15 protein-coding genes are annotated in these 19,483 nt (G+C 55.5%); 8 read left to right on the top strand and 7 right to left on the bottom strand.

Going from position 1 to position 19,483, the window contains the following annotated elements:
* Nucleotides 1–229: 229 nt before the first annotated feature.
* A complete protein-coding gene (locus NYE74_RS00940) occupies nucleotides 230–1,912 on the top strand; it encodes a DUF5050 domain-containing protein (protein WP_316560388.1) in 1,683 nt (560 codons plus the stop codon).
* Nucleotides 1,913–1,936: 24 nt separating this feature from the next.
* Here the strand turns inward: NYE74_RS00940 and NYE74_RS00935 are convergent, their stop codons facing one another.
* Nucleotides 1,937–2,341, bottom strand: a complete 405-nt coding sequence (locus NYE74_RS00935) for a DUF5367 family protein (protein ID WP_316560389.1) — start codon at nucleotides 2,339–2,341, stop codon at nucleotides 1,937–1,939.
* Nucleotides 2,338–2,910 (bottom strand): TetR/AcrR family transcriptional regulator, encoded by a 573-nt coding sequence (locus tag NYE74_RS00930; RefSeq protein WP_036626825.1) that lies wholly within the window; start codon nucleotides 2,908–2,910, stop codon nucleotides 2,338–2,340. The genes NYE74_RS00935 and NYE74_RS00930 overlap by 4 nt, the downstream gene beginning before the upstream one ends.
* Before the next feature lie 199 nt (nucleotides 2,911–3,109).
* On the opposite strand from NYE74_RS00930, the gene NYE74_RS00925 reads away from it, so the two are divergent.
* The 5 genes from NYE74_RS00925 to NYE74_RS00905 all read left to right on the top strand — a co-directional run bounded on the left by NYE74_RS00925 (nucleotide 3,110) and on the right by NYE74_RS00905 (nucleotide 9,744).
* A complete protein-coding gene (locus NYE74_RS00925; protein ID WP_316560390.1) occupies nucleotides 3,110–3,820 on the top strand; it encodes a response regulator transcription factor in 711 nt (236 codons plus the stop codon).
* Nucleotides 3,817–5,184: a sensor histidine kinase gene (locus NYE74_RS00920; protein WP_316560391.1), complete on the top strand. Its 1,368-nt coding sequence runs from the start codon at nucleotides 3,817–3,819 to the stop codon at nucleotides 5,182–5,184. Before NYE74_RS00925 ends, NYE74_RS00920 begins: the two co-directional genes overlap by 4 nt.
* Nucleotides 5,185–5,251: 67 nt before the next feature.
* Entirely contained in the window at nucleotides 5,252–5,995 is a 744-nt protein-coding gene (locus NYE74_RS00915) for a PepSY domain-containing protein (protein ID WP_036626818.1), read from the top strand.
* Between the two features lie 131 nt (nucleotides 5,996–6,126).
* Entirely contained in the window at nucleotides 6,127–6,765 is a 639-nt protein-coding gene (locus NYE74_RS00910; RefSeq protein WP_164815222.1) for a PepSY domain-containing protein, read from the top strand.
* A 183-nt stretch (nucleotides 6,766–6,948) separates the two neighbouring features.
* Nucleotides 6,949–9,744 carry a glycoside hydrolase family 3 C-terminal domain-containing protein gene (locus NYE74_RS00905; protein ID WP_036626816.1) on the top strand — a complete coding sequence of 932 codons (2,796 nt, stop codon included), beginning with the start codon at nucleotides 6,949–6,951 and terminating at the stop codon, nucleotides 9,742–9,744.
* 109 nt (nucleotides 9,745–9,853) lie between these two features.
* Here NYE74_RS00905 and NYE74_RS00900 read toward each other — a convergent pair whose 3' ends face one another.
* Entirely contained in the window at nucleotides 9,854–10,534 is a 681-nt protein-coding gene (locus NYE74_RS00900; protein WP_051985770.1) for a spore coat protein, read from the bottom strand.
* Between the two features lie 172 nt (nucleotides 10,535–10,706).
* Here NYE74_RS00900 and NYE74_RS00895 point away from each other — a divergent pair, with 172 nt between their 5' ends.
* Nucleotides 10,707–10,919 carry a DUF378 domain-containing protein gene (locus NYE74_RS00895; protein WP_036626814.1) on the top strand — a complete coding sequence of 71 codons (213 nt, stop codon included), beginning with the start codon at nucleotides 10,707–10,709 and terminating at the stop codon, nucleotides 10,917–10,919.
* Nucleotides 10,920–11,060: 141 nt separating this feature from the next.
* On the opposite strand, the gene NYE74_RS00890 is transcribed toward NYE74_RS00895, so the two are convergent.
* The 4 genes from NYE74_RS00890 to udk all read right to left on the bottom strand — a co-directional run bounded on the left by NYE74_RS00890 (nucleotide 11,061) and on the right by udk (nucleotide 16,234).
* Nucleotides 11,061–11,762 (bottom strand): SGNH/GDSL hydrolase family protein, encoded by a 702-nt coding sequence (locus NYE74_RS00890; protein WP_063836342.1) that lies wholly within the window; start codon nucleotides 11,760–11,762, stop codon nucleotides 11,061–11,063.
* Nucleotides 11,763–11,956: 194 nt separating this feature from the next.
* The gene (locus NYE74_RS00885; RefSeq protein WP_051985769.1) at nucleotides 11,957–13,771 is read right to left on the bottom strand and encodes an ABC transporter ATP-binding protein; all 1,815 of its coding nucleotides are present in this window, start codon (nucleotides 13,769–13,771) and stop codon (nucleotides 11,957–11,959) included.
* Nucleotides 13,761–15,509 (bottom strand): ABC transporter ATP-binding protein, encoded by a 1,749-nt coding sequence (locus tag NYE74_RS00880; RefSeq protein ID WP_036626812.1) that lies wholly within the window; start codon nucleotides 15,507–15,509, stop codon nucleotides 13,761–13,763. Before NYE74_RS00880 ends, NYE74_RS00885 begins: the two co-directional genes overlap by 11 nt.
* Before the next feature lie 104 nt (nucleotides 15,510–15,613).
* Nucleotides 15,614–16,234 carry a uridine kinase gene (udk, locus tag NYE74_RS00875; protein ID WP_036626810.1) on the bottom strand — a complete coding sequence of 207 codons (621 nt, stop codon included), beginning with the start codon at nucleotides 16,232–16,234 and terminating at the stop codon, nucleotides 15,614–15,616.
* 231 nt (nucleotides 16,235–16,465) lie between these two features.
* Here udk and NYE74_RS00870 point away from each other — a divergent pair, with 231 nt between their 5' ends.
* Nucleotides 16,466–19,096 (top strand): cation-translocating P-type ATPase, encoded by a 2,631-nt coding sequence (locus NYE74_RS00870; RefSeq protein WP_394373438.1) that lies wholly within the window; start codon nucleotides 16,466–16,468, stop codon nucleotides 19,094–19,096.
* Nucleotides 19,097–19,483: the final 387 nt, after the last annotated feature.

Genomic DNA, 19,483 nt, shown 5'->3' with positions numbered 1-19,483 from the left:
TGAGTGAAAATACTCTTTAAAGGTATATTCTACCAACGTTAGAGAGGCAGTTCAATGCTCCCTCAGACCTCCATTAGAACTATGGAATTTCATGGGAGCGTATAGTATCCTAACTTTGGCAATCAACCGCTTTAAAAGTGGATCAATGTTCGAAATTATACATGGACATTTCCCCAAGAAGGTGTAACCGATTGCAGAACGCATGGATTGAAAAGGGAGGAAACGCAAGTTGTTCAAAAAAACGATCGTGATCATGAGTTTGCTATTGGGTTGTATAAGCGGCGGCCTGTCGGCGGCAGCGCAAACCTCGGCAGCGCAAACCCTGGCTGCGCAAATCCCGGCTGCGGAAGAGGGGGGCTTAATCGTAACGGAAACGGGCAGCGATAATACGGCGGAAGAGACCGGCGGAACAACGGGCCAAGCAGCGGATGGCCGCCCCGAATCGGAGCTGAGCGATGCCATCGTTTTATCGGTCGATAGCTCCAAGGCTTACGTCAAGGGCCAAATGACCCGAATCGATGGAATGAATTCCGGGGTCGCCCCTTTTGTGGAGAAAGGAAGTGCTTTAGTCCCATTACGCTTTTTGGCGGATCAGGTGGGGGCGAAAATGTCGTTTAACGCAAAGACAGGGGACATCACGATTACGGCTGGCGGCCAGACGGCCAAAACGCGTATCGGTGAACGGGCGCTCTACATCAATGACCGGAAGATCGTCATGAGCGCTCCGGGCCAAGCGGTGAACGGCACGACTTATTTGCCGCTGCGGAACGCGGTCGAAGATCTTTTTCAGAAGAAGCTGTTTTTTAAAGACGGGATCATTGTGATCAGCGACAGTGAACAAAGCATTTCCGGCGATGTGCTGGCATCTCTAAAGAAAAGTTTGCAGCCCAAAGCCATCTATGCCGGTAAATTAATGATGTACTATATGTACAGCGACGGGACGGTCGAGAAAGTCGATATTGACACCCGCCCTTCCTCGGAGATCCGGTCGCAGGAAATGAATCGGGTGGAATATACGGATGGCCGCTTTTTTTACATAAAGGATTTTTTGGGGACGGTGGATAATGATTATTTTTACCGAACCGATCTCAACGGGAATCTGATAACTTTCCATTTTCCCCAGAGTGAGCAGTTGGGTCTCGTGATGGGCCAGGACGGGGATCTCTATTTCAATCGGCCGAACGGCGACATCGTGAAGATCGGCTATGACGATGATACGGGCGCACGCCATGTGATCGGCAAGGGCTATTTAATGAAAGACAACGCCTATATCAAAAACGATGTTATTTGGTTCACCGACGGCGAAGCCAATTATGCCATTTACAAGCTGCAGAACGGAAAAAAAACGAAACTGTCCAAGGCGAATTGCTTCATCCGCTATGTTTACAATAATTGGATTTATTATGGCTATTACGAAAACAAACGCTGGACGTTGTACCGCATGGGGATGGACGGAAGCCATCAAAAGAAACTGTCCGGAGATGCCGATGTAAACGATTCAATGATCTTCAACAACAAAATCTATTATCTGGACAACCGCGCTAAAATGCTGCGCGAAATGAACCTCGACGGATCCGGCAAAAGGGCTGTCGCCAAACTGAACGATCCCGGGATGCAGATTTTCGACATGGTCGGGGGAACGCTTTATTACACCGAAGAAAATCAGTTGAAGTGGACGCAATCCTTATGGAAGGTCGACGTTTTGACAGGCGCGAAAAAACGGCTGGCCACCGAGGAACTCGATTTTGATTCCGGCTGGCTGCGGATCAGAAACGTCAAAGCGTTGGGGGATTACGTATATTACACGTTCGCAGACGGGGTGTATGCCGTTAAGAAGAACGGGGGCGCTCCGAACAAGCTTGGGAGTTTGCCAAATGCCGGCAGGGATGCCGTCAGCATTAAGGAACAATGAATATTTTCGTCAAAGGACACCGGCTCACGCCGAGTGTCCTTTTGTACGTAATCCCGTTAGAATAATCAGTGCGTAGGCCCAAAGCAGCCAAGCTGCCAACAACGGCATGCTGCTGTCGCTTATCCCCGGGAAAACGAAGCGATGGAAGGGGAGCGATACTACGTCAAGCAGCATCCCGGGCAAGGCCGTGCACGCGGCGGGGACCAAGCGCTCCAGCGGTGAAAGGCGAACCATGGAATACAATGGCGCCATACATCCCCAAATCAAAGGGATCGCGGCAATGAAACAAATCCCCGTAATAAGCGGCTTCTCCACATCGATCAACAAGCCTCCGAAGAAGTGAAAAACAAGGGTGGCCGCGAGCCAGAGGAGGAATCCCCACAGCAGGAAAACCTTGTTCCCCGTCCTGGTTGTTGTTCCGGTTTTCATTTGCTCACTCCTTTAGAAATAAAATGGAACATGGCCTGAAGCGCATCAAATGCTTTTTCTTTAGGAAAATCCTCGTCCAGCAAAGCTTGCACGGCCAGCCCGTCAATGATCGCGTTCATCAGCATGCCCCATTGGTCCATCGAGATTTGTTCCACGGGAGAGCTTCCCCAGCGGTCCTCAAGAATTCCGGCGAGGTGTTTGTTTTCTTCGCGGATCATTTCGCCCAACCGCCGGCGGTTGGGCTCCAGATGCAGACTGGCCGCCAGCGAAGCGAAAAACAACCGGTGATAGGTGGAGTCGTACCCGCACCTTTCCTTGGCCGATTGCAGCGCCTCTTCCACGCTGGCATGGCTCTGCCGCAGAGACTCCCAGGAGGAATCGCATAGGCTCTGCACCAGCTCGATCATTAACTGTTCCTTCGTCCGGAAATGATAAAAGACGGTTCCCTGGCTCACCTTCGCCTGGTCGGCGACCGCCTTCAGCGTCGTTTTTTCAATCCCTTTTTGTACGACGCATTCCTGGGCGGCCCGCAAAAGCTCCTCACGGGTCACAACATTGGGTTTTGCCATAGGTTTATTTCCCTCCTTCACAGTAAGTTGGTCAAATAACTAACTCTTCGTTGTAAGTATTATCCTACATGCCGGTTTTTGGTTTGTCAATTGCAGGTAATCATAACAGTTGCAAAGACAAGGGAGCAACCCGACCTAAGGGATGGCCTCTTTTGTATAATAGAAAAATAAGCTTGTAATTAACAGCGGAGGGAAGCGGATGAATGAAGCGATATTGGTTATAGAAGATGAAGTGAAAATTGCGCGCCTGCTTGAAATCGAACTGGAGTCCGAAGGCTACCGCGTAGGCAAGGCAAATAACGGAACCGAAGGCTTGGAAGCTTACCGTCGCGGCCATTGGGATCTGATCCTGCTCGACATTATGCTCCCGGAGATAAGCGGCATTGAAGTTCTCCGCCGCATACGTCAGTCGGACGAGCGGATCCCGGTCATTTTGCTTACGGCCAAGAGCTCGGTCGAAGACAAAGTTTCCGGCCTCGATCTTGGGGCCAACGATTACGTGACCAAGCCGTTCCGGATCGAGGAGCTGCTGGCCCGAATCCGCGCCGCTTTGCGTTTGCGCAATACGGTGGGCTTGGCTCCTCAGGTCGAAGTTTCGTCCGAAGAAGCGTGGCTCGGCGCCGCCGGTTTAAGGCTGAACGAGCAAACCCGGGAAGTCCTCCGCGACGGCGATCCGGTGGAATTGACGCCGCGCGAATACGACCTGCTGGTGTTTCTGCTCAAGCATAAGCGGCAGGTGCTGAGCCGGGAGCAGATTTTACAAGCGGTCTGGGGATACGATCATTACGGCGATACCAATATCGTTGATGTATATATCCGGTATGTCCGCAAAAAGATCGACCGCGGCCGGGCGCAGGAACTGATCCACACGGTCCGCGGGGTCGGATATGTCCTGAAGGAGCAGCCATGAAGCTGAGAAGCAAAATTTATTTATATACCTCCGCTCTGTTCGCCGTGCTGCTGATCGTGGTAAATTTGTCGGTGTATATTTTGTTCGAGCGTATGTCGGTCGGCCATGAAATCAAGCGGGTCGAAGCGGAAGCGGAGGCGATCGTCAAAGGCGTGCGGCAGTCGGCGGGCTTGATTCCGCCGGACGATCTCCTGCGGGCGTACGCTCCGCTGAACGGAATGCTGAGGATCGTAAAGAGCGACGGCACAAGCACGCCTCCGGTAACCACCTCCTCCGAGCAGCAACTGAGCAAGCTCAAGTATGCCTTCGAGGAGGAGCGGAAGACACGGCGCATAGACGTCGGACGGACCGGTTATGTTTGGGTTTCGGTCCCGGTAATCTGGCCCGACGGTGAAGTCGTCAACGTTCAGGTCATGGAATCGATTGCCGACACGGAGGGCCGTCTTGCGGTGCTGCGCACGGTGCTCGTCGCGGTAACCCTCATCGCGTTGATCCCTGCTTTGGTGTCCAGCCGGATTTTGGCGAACCGGATGATGACGCCGGTCTCCTCGATGATCGGAACGATGAAGGAGATTATGCGCAGCGGCCGGTTCAAGCGGCTGAGCCAGAGCGGTTCGTCCAGAGACGAGCTGAAGGAGATGGAAGAGACATTTAACGGGATGATCGACATGCTTGAAGCCAACTTTGAGCGCCAGGAGCGCTTCGTTTCCGACGCTTCCCATGAGCTGAAGACGCCGCTGACGATCATCGAGAGCTATGCGAGCCTGCTGCGGCGGCGCGGCCGGGAGCGCCCGGAAATCTTTGACGAGGCGGTCGAAGCCATCTTGTCCGAATCGCTCCGCATGCGCGAAATGACGGAACAGCTGCTGATGCTGGCCAGGGGACCCGAGCACTGGCAATTGAAAGTGGAGCGCGTTGATCTGGCCGGGGCGGCGGAAGAATCGGTCCGTGCTTTTCGCAATGCCTATAAGCGGGATGTATCATTATTCGCCGAAGGACCTATTTGGCAAAATACGGATGCGGGCATGCTAAGGCAGCTGTTGTTCATTTTGCTCGACAATGCGCGTAAATACAGTGAAACCGGCATTGCCGTGCGCGTTGGGGCGGATGAGCGTGAGGGGTGGATCACGGTGGAGGACCGGGGGGTCGGAATCCCCCGGGAGGAGCTGAACAAAGTATTCGACCGCTTCTATCGGCTGGACCCGGCAAGAACGAGGCGGTCCGGAGAGGGCGGTTTTGGACTGGGGCTGGCGCTGGCCAAGGAGATCGCCGGGGCCCTCGGAGTGCGGATTAAGCTGGACAGCCAAGTAGGGCAAGGGACAACCGCCTCCGTGATTTTTCGCAAGGAGCAGGCCGGTGAATAGTTCTCATGGAATTCTCATTTTCACCGGATATACTGGGGGGAGCGGCAATGATGAAAGGTGATGGGAGATGAAGCTGCGGTTTGGGCTGAGATTTTGGATGGCGGGGATCGTTGTGCTTGCGGCTGCTGCCGTACTGCTCATGGTCTGGCAGCCCTGGAAGAGCGGTGAACCGGCGTTGACCGCGCAGGATGCCGAACAAGCCGTGCTGGAGCAATATCCCGGCAAAATCGAACAATCCGTTCTTGAGGACGGTCAATATAAACTGCGGCTCCGCTCTGAATCAGGATTGTATCAGGTTGCCGTCGACGCCGGTTCAGGCAAGGTGAATTCGATCGAGCGGATCGAAGCGGCAGCGGATACGGAGCGGAAAACGCTGCTGAGCCGGGAGCAGGTTAAAGCGGATTTGCAATCGCGCATCGACGGGGAAATCGCCAAGCTGGAGCTTGTTGAACTGGAGGGCAAGCAGGCTTATCAGGCGGTAATTGTCCAGCAGAACGGCACCAGCCGGGAAATGACGCTTGACCCTTATACGGGGGAAACGCTGGTTTCCCGCACGATTTCTTCTCCAGGGCGGAAAGAGGGCACAAAAAGCCGGCTGCTGACGGAAGACGAAGCCGCAAAGCTTGCCCTTGCCGAGATTCCTGGAGAAGTCGACGATGTAGAGCTGCGCGGTGCGGACGGCAGCACGCCTTATTATTTGGTGGAGATCGACCTGGCGGACGGCCGGGAGGCGACGGTGGAGGTCCAGGCGATCTCCGGGGCGATCCGGACGGTAACCTGGGATGATGATGAAACCGATTCAGATGATTGATGGACGCAAAGCTTCACTTCATTTTCTCAGCAAATTCTAATGTTTCTCTTTCCGGCTTCTCATTTGAGAAGGGTAATCTAATTGGGCAGGCACAAAGCGAAAGCGAAATATTAGAAGGAGGCATTTTTATGATGATGAAGCGAAAAATGTGGGTTGGTGCCATGTCCGCGGCGCTGCTGCTGGGGGCGACCACGGCGCTTGCCAGCGCGGGGGCGGCGGGCCAAAGCACAGGAAATACCGGAACCGGGGCAACCGCAAAAACGGCGGCTCAGTCGGGAAAAAGTTCCTACATCACGATTGAGCAGGCGAAAGCCGCGGCATTAAAAGCCGAGGCCGGGCGTGTCGAGGATGTGGAATTGAAGCGCAAATCGGGCAAAGTATTCTACGATATCGAAATCGAGCAGGCCTACGGTGATGTGGACGTACATGTTGACGCCGTAACGGGGAAAGTATTGGCGGTCAAGGATAGAGAACATGACGACGATGATGATGACCGTGACGACCGTGACAACCGTGACAACCGTGACTATATTGCGGGATCGAATAAAGGGCTGCCTGCCGGGGCGAAAATCACCTCCGATCAAGCTTCCGAAATCGCGGTCAAGCAAGTAAACGGGGCTACGGTCACCAAAGTTGAGCTTGATTACGACGACGGGCGGTACGTTTACGAAGTCGAGCTGAAGACCGAACTAGGCGAAGCCGATGTGGACATCGATGCCGTTACGGGCAAAGTGTATTCCGTGGACGAGGATTTTAAGGATTGGGATTAATCGTTTTTAGTCAGTGATTTGTGCCGTAAGGGCAGCGCGTCAGCAATGGATGCCGCTGCTCTTTTTTTCGCCCGCATATTCAATGTTCCGTTTATTTTATCTGCAATAATGCCATGGAAATTTCAAAACGAATCGGTTACGGTATAAATAATTGGATTAAAAAACAAGTGGGGAGAGAAGGCATTGAGTTCAAAAGTGGGAGTACCTTTGGAAGGGTTTGCGGAATTCAGCAGGAAGGTGGCCGCTGAAGGCGCGGTGCTGCTGAAAAATGAAGGACAAGCGCTGCCGCTGCGAAGCGGCGAAAGCGTTTCGATTTTCGGGAGAATTCAAGTGAACTATTACCGCAGCGGCACGGGTTCGGGCGGCAGCGTCAACGTGGCCTACACGACCCATCTATTGGACGGCCTGCGGAGCAAAAAGCAAATTCGGGTGAATGAAGAGCTGGCGTCCGTTTATGAAAAGTGGATCGCGCAAAACCCGTTCGACAACGGCGGAGGCGGCTGGGCCGCGGAACCTTGGCACCAGAAGGAAATGCCGCTCACCGATGAGCTGGTGGCCGCGGCGAGAGCCAAGTCGGACAAGGCGATCGTGGTGATCGGGCGCACCGCCGGCGAAGACCAGGACAACGCTGACGCGCCCGGCAGCTACCGGTTGACGGACGATGAAATTGCGATGCTGCGGCGGGTTACGGCTCATTTTGAACAGACGATCGTCGTCCTGAACGTCTCCAATATCATCGACATGAGCTGGCTCGACGATGAAGCGTACGCGCACCCGATCCCTTGCGTCATTTACGCCTGGCACGGCGGGATGGAAGGCGGCAACGCCATCGCCGACGTGCTGGCCGGGGACGTCCATCCGGGCGGCAAATTGACCGATACGATCGCCTATTCGATCGAGGACTACCCGTCTACCCGCAACTACGGCAACGAATTCAAAAACCTGTACCAGGAGGATATTTATGTGGGGTACCGGTATTTTGAGACGTTTTGCCCGGATAAGGTGCGGTTTGAATTCGGCTATGGATTGACTTATACGGAGTTCGGCATCAAGCCGGAAGAGGCGAAGCGGGTCGTCAAAAATGGCGGGGAGCAGCTTGAAATCGGCGTGACCGTGCAAAATATCGGCGTAACCTATCCCGGCAAAGAGGTGGTTCAGGTTTATGTTGAAGCGCCCCAAGGCCAGCTGGGCAAACCGGCCAGAGCGCTCGTGGCTTTCGCCAAAACGCAGGAGCTGAAGCCGGGGGAATCGCAGCGGCTGACCATAAGCTTCCCGGTGAATGCCCTGGCTTCCTACGACGACGGCGGCTATACCGGTCACCGTTCCGCTTACGTGCTTGAAGCCGGGATGTACTATTTTCATGTAGGGAACAGCGTCAAAAATACGGTTAGGATCGGCGTGGACGGACAAAACGGGTACGAGGTGCCGGAGCTGCGGGTTGTGGAGCAGCTGGAAGAAGCGCTGGCGCCGACGGAAGATTTCACCCGCATGAAGCCGGGGGCCCGCAAGGAAGACGGATCTTACGAAATCACCTACGTGGAGGTGCCGAAACGAACCGTATCCTTAGCGAACCGGATTGAACAAAGGCTTCCCGAAACGATCGAGCAAACGGGGGACCGCGGCTATAAACTGAAGGACGTGCATGACGGCAAAATCAGCCTGGAAACCTTCGTGGCCCAGCTTGGCGACGAGGACCTGGCCGCGATCGTCCGCGGCGAAGGGATGAGCAGCCCGCTGGTGACCCCGGGTACGGCTTCGGCGTTTGGGGGAGTGAGCGACAGCCTGTTCCGCTTCGGCATCCCGATCGGATGTACGGCGGACGGCCCGTCCGGGATCCGCATGGATACCGGGGAAAAGGCGACCCAGGTGGCGATCGGCACCCTGCTTGCGGCGACCTGGGATCCTGAGCTGGTCGAAGAGCTGTATGTGCTGGAAGGCAAGGAGCTGCTGAGAAACAACATCGACACGCTGCTCGGACCGGGCCTCAATATCCGGCGCAGCCCGCTGAACGGGCGGAATTTCGAGTATTTTTCCGAAGACCCGCTGCTCACCGGAATCTTTGCAACGGCTTGTACCGCCGGCATTAAGAAAGGCGGCTCCCATGCGACGCTCAAGCATTTCGCCTGCAACAACCAGGAGCAGTACCGCAGCAAGGTCGATGCGGTCGTTTCCGAACGCGCGCTCCGGGAGGTGTATCTCAAAGGCTTCGAAATGGCGGTGAAGCGGGGCGGGGCCAGCTCGGTCATGACCGCGTACAATCCGCTGAACGGGCATTGGGCGGCGTCGAATTACGACCTGAACACGACGATTCTTCGCGGAGAATGGGGCTTTACGGGAATCGTGATGACGGACTGGTGGGCGATGATGAACGATGTGGCGAACGGCGGTCCGGCGGATAAGAAATATACGAATTTTATGGTGCGGGCGCAAAACGATCTGTACATGGTCGTCAGCAACTACGGCGCGGAGGTCAACGCCATGGACGACAACACCATCGAATCGCTGGGGAACGGGTCATTGACGCGAGGGGAACTGCAGCGCTGCGCCATGAATATTTGCCGGTTCCTGATGAACGCGCCGGTATTTTCGCGGAAACAGGAGATCGTGGAAACCGTTCATAACTTCAAGGCGAATCCGGCGCTGGTTTCGGAGCGGATTCCGGAGCAGGTTCAGGATCTGTCCGTGAACCCGCAGGTTGAACCGGCTGCTCACGGATCGACCTTCATCAAGGTGGACCGCGCCGGCCAATACCGGATCATCGTCAACTTAATGTACGCGGACACCAATTTGGCCCAAAGCGCCTGCAACCTTATGCTGGGCGGTCAACTCGTAACGACGGTGCAAACGAACGGAACGGACGGCAATTGGATTCGGCAAAAGCTGGTGAAGATCGGGCTGGAAGCGGGAATTTACGAGCTGAAGCTGGAATTCACCAAGCCGGGGCTGCAGATCGGATGGATCGAGTTTAAGCAAGTGTAATTTACGGAGCGACACGGCCGTTTCCTGTTATGCAGCGGGGAACGGCCGTGTTGTTTCCTTAACATAAAACAAGACACCGCAAAGGGTGCCTTGATGGCCGCCGCCCGTTCTACATAAACATGCCGCCGGACGGCTGCTGAGTTCCCTGGGGAACCGTACCGTAGGCGTGCACGAACGTATCGGTCGTATTTTCCTGAAGCGTAGGCACCTGGTAGTACCCTTTTTGGTTGGCGTATTGGAAACATTCGTAAGCCATGTCCGCGCATCTATTGGCGCTGGTTTGCACAAAATGACGCAGCGAAGGGTTGGCCATTTCAAGCGCGGCTTTCATTTTTAAGGCGGCCGACTGCTTATGGCAGTTTAAGAGAGCCAGGGCTACGTCCGCATCGTCGAGTTGATCCGTGCTTTGAGCCGGCGTTTGCGTTTCCGGTTGACGCAGTCCATACATCGGTTGATACGAAGAGCTTGCATAGTTCGGCATGGTTTCATGGGTCCCCATTGTTCCCCCCGCAGTCGGCATGGTCCCGCCGGAAGTAGCCATCGCTCCGCTGGCGTGCGCCACCGTTTTTTGGCCGCGGGCCGGTACGGCTTGAGATGCCCCCGTTTGCTGCGCCAGCTGTACAAGTTGATTGTAATCCATGGTACAGGCTTGCATTTGATGATTCATCATCATTTGCAGCTGCTGGTCTTTTACGTAAGGGCGGTAAAGCATCATCGCATTCAATCCGGAGATTTCGTTGCTTAAAATCTCGTGGACTTCCATAACTTCATGTGCGCCAAGCTTATTCATCGTTTCAATTCCCTCCAAGCAAAATTTGTCATTCCCCCCTTAATTGTGCTCCGGGATGTTTTTAAGTATGCATACAAGCTCCTTGATTTCTCTTGTTTGCCAGTGCTGCATAATTTCAGGGAATTTTGGGAATTTTGTTAATAAAAACGATTTTGACAAGGAGTTGCCGTTCATGAAAACATTGAATATTATTGCGCTGGCTCTGCTGATTATCGGCGGGATCAACTGGCTGTTGGTGGGACTGTTCCAATACGATCTGGTGGCGGGCATTTTCGGCGGGCAAAATTCCGCTTTGTCCCGGATCATTTACGTTATCGTTGGAATTTGCGCGTTGTATTCGCTGAAATTTTTTAATGATGTGAGCGAGGATCGAGTTTCCAGATAATCGTTCGCCATGGAGCAGTATGTGAAAAAAATCCCCTTCGGTCGGGTGGCCAATAAGTCCGTGCGGCAAAGGCAGACCCGGAAGGGGATATTTTTTTGAAGAGGTGTCCCGTTGTATAGTTGTAAAATGCAAATCTTACAATTACCGTTTGCGGCGCTTTATGCTATGACGCTTCACGCTGTGGCGCTTTACAGGCTTGGGGACAGGCTGGATGTACGGGGCCAGACCCGCGGCGATCGCCCGATGCCCGCGGTCGTTTGGATGTATGGGCAGCGATCCGCTTAACACATCCTGAAGTCTCCCCGTTTTATAACCGGCAATGAACTCCGCTTGCCTGCCTTCGAACCACTGATGCGCAGGCGCGACCCTGGCCCCGTGCCGAACTGCGGTTTCTTTAATGACCCGGTTCAGCCGCCCGATCCACTCCTCCGCGGCGGGGCTGTTCGGAAACGGGTTGTACTGCGTGCAGCATACCAGGTTTGCCTGGCTTAGATTGCGAATCTGAAGCAAAATTCCGTTCAGATTTGCCCGATAAGAGCTCAAAAGCCGTTCGTCCGGCTGCAGCTTTCCGGTCAATAGCGAAGAAATCGCCGTGCTGGCCAGGTCTACCCCGCCGATCCATACGGATACGACATCGGACATACTGATCATGGACGAATCCCGCCATAAGACGGCGTCCAGCAGCTCATGGCTGCTCCAACCCGGCCGGGCCAGCACAAATCCGCTGACCTTGCGGGAGTTCGCGGCATTCAGCGACGATACGACAAGCTGGGGATAGGCTTTGGCCGGAGAGGTGGCATTTTCTCCGAACGTAATCGAATCCCCGAGCGCGGTATAAATCATTTTTGTGTCACCCACCCGACGTTAGTATTACCGTATCATATGGCAATCGCCTAGCGGGTGTGCGGGCATTTCGGTGCGCAGCGCCATTATTATCGGCCGTGAGCCGGCCTTGGCAGCCAAAAGTACCGGCTTTGAGCTTCGGCATGTGCCTGGCGTTCACCGGCCGTGCGCCAGATCGGCTGCCGTGAGCCGGCTTAAGCCGTCACGCCCGGTTCGCCCCGGGAGTGGCGGATGAGCTCGGCGTAATAGCCGCTTTGCGCCAGGAGCTGTTCATGCGTCCCCTGCTCCGCGATGCGTCCGCTTTGGATGACGATGATGCGGTCGGCATGCTGGACGGTGGACAGGCGGTGGGCGATCACCAGGGTGGTCCGTCCCTCGGAAACGACGTGCAGCGCGTTTTGGATCAGCAGCTCCGTTTGAGAATCGAGGTTGGCGGTCGCTTCGTCCAGGATCAGGATCTTCGGCTTAAACGTAAGGATGCGGGCAAAAGAAATCAACTGCCGCTCCCCGGCGGACAGCCCGCTGCCCCGGTTGGACAGCAGCGTATCGTATCCGTCTTTGAGCCGCTTGATCATCGGATGGGCGCCGACCCGCTGGCACGCCTCGATCACCTCTTCGCGGCTGATCTCTTGCCGGAACAGGCGGACGTTGTCGACGATGGTACCGGAGAACAGGAACGGGTCCTGCTGGACCAGTCCGACCATGCGGTGCAGGGACTCTAACGGCAGGCGCCGGATGTCGATGCCGTCGATCTCGACGCTTCCCTCGCTTACATCATAGAAGCGGGTCAACAGGTTGACCAGCGAGCTTTTGCCCGCGCCGGTCGTGCCGACGATGCCGATGAACTCCCCCTCGCGGATATGTAATTCCAGGCCGTGCAGCACTTCCTGGCCTGCGGTGTACGAAAACCGGATGCGGTTGAAATCGATCCGGCCGCGAACGGAGGCGAGGTCGGCGGGCACGGCATCCTCCGGCTCCGGATCACGCACCTCCGGCTCGACCGAGAAGATGCGCCACAGCCGGTCCATCGATACCATCGTCGATTGCAGCGTGTTCCACTGCTGCGTGATGGCGTTGATCGGCTGGAAAAACTGGCGGATATAGCTGATGAACGCGTAAAGCACGCCGAATTCGATGCGCTGTCCCAGCACCGCGATCCCGCCGATCCACACGACAAAGGCGACGGACAGGTTGCCCAAAATATCGAAGGAACGGTTGAACAGCACCGAAGCCCGCACCTCCTGCAGGTTGGCCTGCAGGTAGACGGTGTTCCGCTGCGTAAACCGCGACGCCTGCTCCTTCTCCTGATGAAAGGACTGAATCAGGCTCATGCCGGTCAAATTTTCCGCAGTGAAGGCGATCAGCCGGGACAACAGGGCGCGGGCCCGCTGGTAGCAGGTGCGCAAATATTTGCGGAAGGCCAGGGAAATGGCCGTAATAATCGGAAACAGGATCATGCAGTACAAGGCGAGGCGGGCGTCCAGGGCGAACATGAAGACGACGATCAAAATGAGCGACAACCCGTCGCGTACGAGGCTTAACAGCACTTGGGTGAAAAACTGGTTAATCGTCTCCGTATCGCTGGACTCATTGGTGACAAGCCCTCCCGCGGAGCTGCGGTCGAAGAAGGACATAGACTGTCCGGTGATGTGGCGGAACAAATCCTTGCGCAAGCGGGCAACGATGCTCTGGCCGGCGCGCTGCAGCATATTGGCCTGGAAATAAGAAAATATGCCGCTGATAGCCTCCAACAGCAAATACGTGATTGCAAGCGTTAACAGGATACCAGCTCCGTGTGCTCCGAACAACACCTTTTCGTCGATGGCGTATTTGATCAGCACCGGCTGCAGGAGGTCGGCGGCGATCGCCAGGAACGCAAAGGCGAACACGCCAAGGAACGCCTTGCGGTGAGGTTTGGCGTAAGCGAAAAGGGCGGCGAACGCCTTGCGCCGGTTTTCCGGGGATAGCTCGTATTTTTTCGGACTTTGTTCCATGGTTTTAGCCGGCATCGCTTTCCCCTCCTTCCTGAATGGCGTGCAGCGCGGCGTATAACCCGCCGGCATTCAGCAATTGGTCGTGCGTGCCCTGCTCGGCGATCCGGCCATCCTCAAGCACGAGGATATGGTCGGCGTGTTTAACGGCGCTGATGCGATGGGCGATGATCACCGTCGTTTTGCCTTCGCGCGCCAAGCGCAGATTGGTCAGGATTTTCGTCTCGGTTACGGCGTCCACCGCGCTGACGCTGTCGTCCAGCAGCAGGATCGGGGCGTCCTTGATCAGCCCCCGCGCCAGGCTGGTGCGCTGGCGTTGTCCGCCCGACAAGGTCAGCCCGCGTTCCCCCAGCTTAGTTTCGAACTTGTCGGGGAAGGCGGCGATGTTGTCGTACAGGTCGGCGAGCTTTGACGCTTCCACGACTTTTTTCAGCTCTGAATCCCGGTCGAAAAAGGCGATGTTGTCGCGGATCGTCGTGCTGAACAGGAAGCCGTCCTGCGGTACGTAGGCGATCTCCGAGCGCAGGCTCTCCAGCGACAAGTCGAGGACGTCGTCGCCGCCGATCAACACCGTGCCCCGCGGCGGATCGTAAATCCGCAGCAGCAGCTTGACGAGCGTCGTTTTGCCGCTGCCCGTCCGGCCGACGATGCCTAAGGTCTGGCCCGGCTTCAAGCGGAGACGGATGTCCGTAAGCGACGGTCTGGCCGCTTCGGGATACGAAAAGGTTAAATTCCGGATTTCGATGCTCAGCGGCCGGTCTTCGAGCTGCAGCGCACTTTCGGCTTCGCGGATGTCCGGCTTCACGGCAAGCAGTCGGTTCAACCGGTCCAGCGAAGCCCTGGAGCGCTGCATCGCATTGATGACGTTGCCGATCAAGCGCAGCGGATTCATGATCATGCGCAAATACAGCGTCAGCGCCACGAAATTGCCAAGCGACAGTTCCCCGCGCGTCACCAGCATGCCGCCGTAGGCGATGGCGATGGCCATCGCCATCGCGCCGGTGAACGGCAGCAGCACCTGAAACAACGAGGTGATGCGGACCAGAGACAGCTGATTGCCTAAGATCCGGTCGACGGTTTCGCCGAACCGGCGGTAGGCGGTGTCTTCGGCGGCGAAGCTTTTGGTCACTTTGACGCCCTCAAACTGCTCTTCCGCCGACTCGGTCATGGCCGCCAGCGACTCCTGCACCTTCCGCGAGCGGTCGCGAATCAACGGGCCGATGCGGACGACCAGGAACGGGATGGCGATGAGCGGCAAAATGCTGACCACGATCAAAAGCGCCGGAATATCGCTCACCGCCATCATCACGATGACGGAAATCAGCAAAACCGACGCATTGGTCATTTGATTTAATCCGTTAGCGATCGACTCTCGCACGCCGGTGACGTCATTCATCACGTAGCTCAGCAGCTTGCCGATGCCGTTTTTGGAAAAGAAGGATTCGCTTAAGCGGGTAAAGTGCCCGAACAACTGCTGGCGGGCGCGGAATTCGAAGATGCGGCCGAGGCGATGGTTAATGTATTGGCCGATTCCGAAGCAGCCTCCGTAAACGAGCGCGATCAAGGCGAGAATCGAGGCGTGGTAAACGACGCCGTTTCTCGTCAGATTGCCGGTTTGCAGGTTATCGGTAAACTCTCCCAGCACTTTCGGGAAATACGAATACGTGATGTTGGCAACCGCCAGGAACCCGACGGCCGTCAGGTAAAACAGCAAATGCGATTTGATGTGATCAAGCAGCAAAGTTTTTCCCCGCACGAAACATCCCGTCCTCTCCCCATTATTAATGCCATTTTATCATATGGCAAAATGTCCCGGCCATAAAGCCGGCGCCTCCCGCAAAAAGAAGAGGCGGCCCGGGTTTACCGGGCGCCTCCGGATAAATATTTTTCGGTCAGGATCGCCAGCATTTGGATGCCGACTTCGTTATGCCCGCCTTCGGGGATGATGAGGTCGGCGTATTTTTTGGACGGCTCGATGAAGGCTTCATGCATCGGCTTTACAGTGGCGAGGTACTGCTGGTGGATGGAATGGATCGAGCGGCCGCGTTCCTCGATATCCCGCAACACGCGGCGGAGGATGCGGACGTCGGAATCGGTGTCCACGAACACTTTAATGTCGAGCAGGCCCCGCAGCTTCTCGTCATACAGCACGAACAGTCCCTCGACGATAACGATATTGTTGGGCTGCAGCATGATCGTTCTGTCGGACCGGGTATGGATCGTGAAATCGTACACCGGCGCGTAAGCGGCTTGTCCGTTTTTCAGAAGGGTGAGATGCTCCACAAGCAGTTCATTGTCGAAGGCGAAAGGGTGGTCGTAGTTGGTCTTTTCCCGTTCGGACATCGTCAGATGGGTTTGATCTTTATAGTAATTATCCTGCGAGATGAATGTCACTTTATCCGTATCAAGCTGCTCTATAACCGAGCGGGCCACCGTGGTTTTACCGGAGCCGGTTCCGCCGGCGATACCTATAATCAGCATGGTGATTGAAATACCCTCCTAAATAAATTCCCGTTAACACATTCAAGTATTGTAGCATAGCGCCGGTTTTTTTTCATCTTGATGCTGGCAAATGGCGCGCTTTTAAATCATGGCAAAATTGTGGCGTGATTCATTCAATTTCATGTGCGTACTCATAATTATGGATGGAACAGGTTTACAATAATGGGGTAGGGTCCATTTTGAATATATCCTGAATAAGAGGTGCTGCCGATGTGGCATACAAAATCCCGGGAAGCCGTGCTGCGGGAGCTGCAGGCCGACCCGGCGCCGGGCTTGACAAGCGCGGAAGCCAAAGCCCGGTTAAGCAAGTACGGACCGAACAAGCTGAAGGGCAAACCGAAAAAAAGCATGTTGTCTCTCTTTTTGGCCCAGCTCAAAGATATGCTCATTTACGTTTTACTGGGTGCTGCCGTAGTGACCTTGTTTGTCGGGGAATACATGGATGCAGTGATCATCCTGGCCGTCGTGCTCCTGAACGCGGTCATCGGCGTGATCCAGGAGCAAAAGGCGGAGAAAGCAATCGAAGCGCTGCAGCGGATGACGACGCCCAAATCGCTCGTCCGCCGCGACGGCGAGGTGAAGGAAATCGACTCCGGGGAGGTTGTGCCCGGGGACATCGTCATCCTCGATGCCGGGCGCTACATTCCGGCTGATCTGCGCCTGCTGGCGAGCGCCAACCTGCAGATCGAGGAATCGGCTTTGACCGGGGAATCCGTGCCGGCGGATAAAAACGCCGACGACATCCACGAGGACCCGAAGATGCCGGTCGGCGATCTGACCAATATGGCGTTCATGTCGACGCTGGTCACCTACGGGCGCGGCGAAGGAGTTGTCGTGTCGACGGCCATGGACACGGAGATGGGTAAAATCGCCAAAATTCTCGACGAAGACACCCGGGAGTTCACGCCCTTGCAAAAAAAGCTGGAAGAGCTCGGCAAAATACTCGGTTACATCGCCATCGGCATCTGCGTGCTGATTTTCGTGATCGGGCTGATCCAAGGACGCGACCTGTTCGAATTGTTTCTTACCGCGATCAGCCTGGCGGTGGCGGCGATTCCGGAAGGGCTTCCGGCCATCGTGGCGATCGTGCTTGCGCTTGGCGTTACCCGCATGTCGCGGATTAACGCGATCGTAAAGAAACTGCCTGCGGTCGAAACGTTAGGTTCCGTGAACATCATCTGCTCGGACAAAACGGGAACGCTGACGCAAAATAAAATGACGGTGGTCGAGTATTTTACCGCCGCCCCCTTAAATGAAGAACCGCCTTTGGAGATGATCAAAACCTTCGTCCTCTGCTCTGACGCTACCTACGAGAACGGCCAGGGAACCGGCGATCCCACGGAAATCGCCCTGGTTGCCTACGGCGAACAGTATAATATTCAGAAGCGTTCGCTGGAAGCGGAATATAAAAGGGTAAACGAAAAGCCCTTCGATTCCGACCGCAAGCTGATGTCCACCTTAAATCAGACCCGGGAGGGCTACCGCGTCCATACGAAAGGGGCGATCGACCAGCTCCTGCGGATTTCGGTTTCGGCCGTCGTCAAGGGGGAAGTGGTGCCGCTGACCGAGGAACTGAAAGGCCAATACTTGCAGGCGGCCGAAAAAATGTCGGACGACGCGCTAAGGGTGCTTGGCGCAGCCTATAAGGACACCGACCGCCCACTGCCGCCGGAGGAAATGGAACAGGATTTGACGATCCTCGGCTTTGTGGGAATGATCGATCCGCCGCGCACCGAGGTAAAGGACTCGATAAGGGAGGCGAAAATGGCCGGGATTACGCCGGTGATGATCACGGGCGATCACCGAAATACCGCGGTCGCCAGCGCCAAGGAGTTGGAGATCGCCAGTTCCCTGGAGCAGAGCATGACGGGCGCGGATATTGACGAGATGACGGACGAAGCATTTGCCCGGCAAATCCCCAATATCCGCGTGTTCGCCCGCGTGTCCCCCGAGCACAAGGTCAAGATCGTCAAAGCGTATAAGGCCCAGGGAAATATCGTCTCGATGACGGGGGACGGGGTGAATGACGCGCCGTCCTTGAAAACCGCCGATATCGGGGTGGCCATGGGCATTACCGGTACCGACGTATCGAAGGGCGCCGCCGATATGATCCTGACCGACGATAACTTTACGACGATCGTCCATGCGATCCGGCAAGGCCGGAATATTTATGCCAACATCCGCAAAACGGTGACGTTTTTATTGGCCTGCAACTTTGGGGAAGTCGTAGCGATTTTGGCGTCGATCGTCTTTTTCTGGCCTTTGCCACTGTTGGCCACTCAGCTTCTCTGGATCAATCTGGTGACGGACACGCTGCCGGCGATCGCGCTCGGGGTTGATCCGGGCGAAGAAGATGTGATGAAACGCAAGCCGCGGGATCCGAAGGAGGGCTTCTTCGCCGGCGGCGCCGCGGTACGGGCCGTGATCGGCGGCCTGCTGATCGGGGCGCTGACGCTGGTTGCTTTTTACGTGGGCCTACGCGAATACGGCTATGGACTAAGGTCTGAAAATATTCCCGCAGACGCGATGACCTATGCGCGGACGATGGCGTTTGTCGTTTTGGCGGCTTCGCAGCTGTTTTACTCTTTTTCGAAACGCAGCGCCACGAAGTCGATTTTTACCGTTGGCCTGTTCTCCAACAAGCTGTTGGTCGGGGCGGTCCTCGCGGGTTTGTTTTTACAGTTCGTTTCCATCACGGTTCCGTTTTTGGCCGCGGCCTTCAAAGTGCAGAATCTGAGTTTTGCGGATTGGGCCATCGTCATTGGGCTGGCGCTTATCCCGCTGCTGCTGAGCGAGGTGATCAAAGTATTCACGCGCATGGTGAAACCTAAGGAAGCTTAGCCCTTAATAATAGAACAAATTCCGAAAACGTGCATAACCCCTCAATTGGAGAAGTGTTTTTCCAAGGAGGGGTTTTTATTTGCGGCACGGTGTCTCCGGTTGGGCATAAAGAACTATATGTTTTGCAGATTCCTCTCTCATTCCAGATTCCTACTTCCGATATATAAATAAGGCACGGGATACAGGAAAAGGGAATCGGATTGGACAAGAGATCAGAGTACGTGGGACGGGCTAACGGACCGAAATAACCTTATTTCGTCGAATTGCATTAAGGCCCATTTTAACGGTTGCCACAGCCGCTATTTGCTCCAATAACGCCTTTTTCAAATTCTAACGGTTGCCATGGCGCCTATTTAGCTAAAAATCGGCTATTTGGGCTCAGATTAG

The sequence above is a fragment of the Paenibacillus sp. FSL P4-0127 genome, assembly GCF_038007325.1.
In the GTDB taxonomy this organism is placed as follows: Bacteria; Bacillota; Bacilli; order Paenibacillales; family Paenibacillaceae; genus Fontibacillus; species Fontibacillus macerans.
Note: the sequence above shows the minus strand (reverse complement) of the source record. Positions and strands in the feature narration are given on the sequence as shown.